General features: G+C 58.7%; 5 protein-coding genes. 2 read left to right on the top strand and 3 right to left on the bottom strand.

Annotation, left to right across the window (positions count from 1 at the left end; genetic code table 11):
- Both lgt and V7080_RS24495 read right to left on the bottom strand, forming a co-directional pair.
- A partial coding sequence (lgt, locus tag V7080_RS24500) for a prolipoprotein diacylglyceryl transferase (protein ID WP_334190991.1) occupies positions 1–475 on the bottom strand: 475 nt, incomplete at its 3' end.
- Positions 476–1,369: a LysR family transcriptional regulator gene (locus V7080_RS24495; RefSeq protein WP_334190990.1), complete on the bottom strand. Its 894-nt coding sequence runs from the start codon at positions 1,367–1,369 to the stop codon at positions 476–478.
- A 106-nt stretch (positions 1,370–1,475) separates the two neighbouring features.
- On the opposite strand from V7080_RS24495, the gene ilvD reads away from it, so the two are divergent.
- Complete coding sequence (gene ilvD, locus V7080_RS24490) at positions 1,476–3,149, top strand: dihydroxy-acid dehydratase (RefSeq protein ID WP_334190989.1); 1,674 nt, start codon at positions 1,476–1,478, stop codon at positions 3,147–3,149.
- A 65-nt stretch (positions 3,150–3,214) separates the two neighbouring features.
- On the opposite strand, the gene V7080_RS24485 is transcribed toward ilvD, so the two are convergent.
- The gene (locus tag V7080_RS24485; protein ID WP_334190988.1) at positions 3,215–3,433 is read right to left on the bottom strand and encodes a TIGR04438 family Trp-rich protein; all 219 of its coding nucleotides are present in this window, start codon (positions 3,431–3,433) and stop codon (positions 3,215–3,217) included.
- Between the two features lie 154 nt (positions 3,434–3,587).
- Here V7080_RS24485 and V7080_RS24480 point away from each other — a divergent pair, with 154 nt between their 5' ends.
- Positions 3,588–3,896, top strand: a complete 309-nt coding sequence (locus V7080_RS24480) for a c-type cytochrome (protein WP_334190987.1) — start codon at positions 3,588–3,590, stop codon at positions 3,894–3,896.
- Positions 3,897–4,075: the final 179 nt, after the last annotated feature.

Below are 4,075 nucleotides of genomic sequence, written 5' to 3'. Positions count from 1 at the left end.
TCGGCTCGGCAAGCCGTCCCGGCAGCTCGGCATTGATGAAATTGCCGATCCGTCCCGCCGCATACCCGAGCGGCACCAGCGGCGCGATGAAGTCCATTACTTCCATCAGGGGCCGTCCTTGCTTGCGCCCCCAGAACGCCATGGCGATCATCACGCCCAGAAAGCCGCCGTGGAACGACATGCCGCCTTTCCAGACCGCAAAAATTTCGGCCGGATGGGAAAAGTAATAGGCCGGGTTGTAGAACAGTACCTCGCCAAGCCGCCCGCCAATGATGACGCCCAGCACGCCATAGAAAAGCATATCGTCGAGGTCTTCCTTCTTCCAACCGGCCGCGGCGATGTGAGGCTGCCGTACCCGCACCCTGCCGAGCACAAGGAACTGGACGAAGGCCACCAGGTACATCAGGCCATACCAATGCACGGACAACGGACCAAGCGAAATCGCGACGGGGTCGGGAAGAGGGTGGATCAGCATCTATTTCCTTCTCAGAAGTTCAAGAAACGTTCGCAGCACGGGGGACGCATTGTCGCGTCGCCATGCCAGGCCGGTTTCAAACGGCAGGGTCTTATTGTTCAATTTCCGGTATTCGACACCCGGGCGTTTCAAATTCGACACCGATTGTGGCACAAGAGCAATGCCCATGTCGGCGGAGACAAGTCCGACGATAGTCTGCATTTGTATCGCCTCCTGCCCTATGCGCGGTGTCAAGCCCGCATCCCGGAAGCAGCCCAGGATGGAATCATGGAAAGCCGGCGCGATCCGGCGGGGGAAAATGATCAGCGGCATATCGGCCACCATTTTCAGCTCCACCGCCTTCCGGTCCTGCACTGCCTTCACGCCATGTGGCGCCGCCAGGATGAGCGGTTCCGATAACAGGGTCATGTAGTCGAGTTCCGATTTCGCTTTCTCCGGCAGGGGCGGAATCAGCAGGCCGGCATCGATCCTGTCTTGCAGCAGATCATCGAGCTGGATATCGGTAGTCGCTTCCCGCAGGTTGATCTGCACCTGCGGATGGTGTTCGCGAAACTCCCTGAGCAGCGGCGGCAGCAGGCTGTAGTCGGCGGTCGATACGAATGACAGGGACAACAGGCCCGATTCGCCCGAGGCGGCACGGCGGGCAAGGTCCGGAAGGGCGGCCGCCTGCTGCAGGATACGGCGTGCTTCCGGCAGCAGGGCGGCGCCGGCCGGCGTCAGGGCTACGCTGCGCTTGGTGCGCGCGAACAGCGGCACGCCAAGCGCTGCTTCAAGCGCCTGGATGGTTTGTGACAAAGGCGGCTGCGTCATATGTAGCCTGGCAGCCGCCCGCCCAAAATGATTTTCCTCGGCGACGGCAATGAAATAGCGGAGTTGTCGCAATTCAATATTCATAAGCGCATATATATGCGAATCATATTAATGAGGAATGAATCATATATTTGACACACGGCTTCAGGCAAGGCACCCTAGCGCCTTTCACGCACATCCCGGAGACATCATGGCCTTCAATCGCCGCTCGAAAAATATCACGCAGGGCGTTGCCCGCAGCCCGAACCGCTCGATGTATTACGCGATGGGATACAAGAAAGAAGACTTCGACAAGCCGATGATCGGCATCGCCAACGGCCACTCGACCATCACCCCGTGCAACTCCGGTTTGCAGAAGCTGGCCGATGTGGCGATCACCGCGGTCAAGGAAGCCGGCGCCAATCCGCAGGTGTTCGGCACGCCGACGATTTCCGATGGCATGTCCATGGGCACGGAAGGCATGAAGTTTTCGCTGATCTCGCGCGAAGTCATTGCCGACTGCATCGAGACGGCGGTGAACGGCCAGTGGATGGATGGCTGCGTCGTCATCGGCGGCTGCGACAAGAACATGCCCGGCGGCATGATCGCGATGGCGCGCACCAACGTGCCGAGCATCTATGTCTATGGCGGCACGATCCGCCCCGGTAACTGGAAAGGCAAGGACCTGACCATCGTGTCGTCGTTCGAGGCAGTGGGCGAATTCACCGCCGGACGCATGTCGCAGGAAGACTTCGAGGGCGTCGAGCAGAATGCCTGCCCGTCGTCCGGTTCCTGCGGCGGCATGTACACGGCCAACACCATGTCATCGTCGTTCGAGGCGCTCGGCATGTCGCTGATGTATTCGTCGACCATGGCCAATCCGGATGACGAGAAAGTCGTTTCCGCCGCCGAGTCGGCGCGGGTACTGGTTGAGGCCGTCAAGCGCGACCTCAAGCCGCGCGACATCATCACCCGCAAGTCGATTGAAAACGCAGTGGCGGTGATCATGGCAACCGGCGGCTCGACGAATGCCGTGCTGCATTACCTCGCCATTGCCCACGCGGCGGAAGTGGAGTGGACGATCGACGATTTCGAGCGGATGCGCAAGAAAGTCCCGGTCATCTGCAACCTGAAACCCTCCGGCCAGTATGTGGCAACGGATCTCCACAAGGCAGGCGGTATTCCGCAAGTCATGAAGATCCTGCTGAACGCCGGCCTGCTGCATGGCGACTGCATCACCATCACGGGCCGCACAATGGCCGAAGAACTCGCCAGCGTCCCGGATCAGCCCCGTGCCGATCAGGACGTCATCATGCCGATCGAGAAAGCGCTGTATGAACAAGGTCACCTTGCCATCCTCAAGGGCAATCTGTCGCCGGAAGGCTGCGTCGCAAAAATCACCGGCCTGAAGAATCCGGTCATCACCGGTCCGGCACGGGTGTTCGACGACGAGTATTCGGCGATGGACGCGATCCTCGCAGACAAGATCAATGCCGGTGATGTGCTGGTCCTGCGCTATCTCGGTCCGAAGGGCGCGCCGGGCATGCCGGAAATGCTCGCCCCGACATCCGCCATCATCGGCAAGGGGTTGGGCGAATCGGTTGGCTTGATTACCGACGGACGATTTTCTGGCGGCACCTGGGGGATGGTAGTTGGACATGTGGCGCCCGAAGCATTCGCGGGCGGGACAATCGCCCTGGTAAAGGAAGGCGACAGCATCACCATCGATGCGCGACAGTTGCTGATTCAGTTGAATGTGCCGGAAGAGGAGCTTGCACGTCGTCGCGCCGAATGGAAAGCGCCGACGCCACGCTATACCCGCGGCGTGCTGGCGAAATTCGCTAAGCTCGCTTCCTCTGCCAGCAAAGGTGCGGTCACAGACTGATGCCGGTCCGTAGGCATACGTGAAAAAGGCCGGAGGAATGCTCCGGCCTTTTTATTTTCGTCATTCTATTTTTGGAATGTCTTCTTGACGCGTTCCTTGCGCGCTTTCTCCAATTGCTCGTCCGCCTGTCGCTTGTCGAAGCCGAACATCTTCTCGAGAAATTCAAACCAGATGAACGCGGCGGCAAACAAGCCGCCTATCCACCACCATGACAGCTCAGCGAACGGCCCGACTTCAAAATAACGAAGCGCGGTCAATGCAACAATGATAATAATAAGCGGCATTACAACTCCCTTGGATCGACTTGTTGTGAAAGAATGTAACGGTTAAGTCCCGCTGTCAACGCTTTCAGGTGCAGCGGAGTTATGGAAGGGCAGGCTGCCGTTGTCCGTTGAGCAAAACACGGTAGAATCATGCGTCATCATTTTGGAGAAAGTAATGAATCGTTCCTTGTTGTTGTGTTTGGCTGTTGGAGTGCTGGCGTCCAACGCCGCGATGGCAAGCCCCGAACTGGCGAAGGGGAAAAACTGCATGGCTTGCCACGCCGTCGGCAGCAAAGTCGTTGGCCCTTCGTTCAAGGATATCGCGGCGAAGTATGCGGGACAGAAGGATGCGGAAGACAAGCTGACGCAGAAAGTACTGAAGGGCGGCTCCGGCGTCTGGGGATCGGTACCGATGCCGGCCAACGCGCAGGTCAGCGAAGCTGAGGCGCGCACCCTGGTGAAATGGATCATGGTCCAGAAATAAGCAGAAGCTGAGCCTGTGATCGAAAGCGCTCTACGGAGCGCTTTGTTTTTGGGCGATTGTTTTTCGTTTGGCGATTTGGTGCAGTTGATCCTTTTTATGTGCACCTGCTTAGCGCACATAAAAACGCCCCGGCGGGAGCCGGGGCGCAGTCGTTGCTTTGGTTGCGGTACTGCTGTGGT

It is taken from the genome of Noviherbaspirillum sp., from assembly GCF_036846085.1.
GTDB lineage: Bacteria > Pseudomonadota > Gammaproteobacteria > Burkholderiales > Burkholderiaceae_D > Noviherbaspirillum.
This window is presented reverse-complemented; position numbering and strand designations above follow the sequence as displayed.

What these genes read in the sequence shown, in the direction of transcription:
- V7080_RS24480 (WP_334190987.1), top strand. Translation starts at nt 3,588, where the DNA reads ATGAATCGTTCCTTGTTGTTGTGTTTGGCTGTTGGAGTGCTGGCGTCC.
- V7080_RS24485 (WP_334190988.1), bottom strand. Translation starts at nt 3,433, where the DNA reads ATGCCGCTTATTATTATCATTGTTGCATTGACCGCGCTTCGTTATTTT.
- V7080_RS24495 (WP_334190990.1), bottom strand. Translation starts at nt 1,369, where the DNA reads ATGAATATTGAATTGCGACAACTCCGCTATTTCATTGCCGTCGCCGAG.
- ilvD (WP_334190989.1), top strand. Translation starts at nt 1,476, where the DNA reads ATGGCCTTCAATCGCCGCTCGAAAAATATCACGCAGGGCGTTGCCCGC.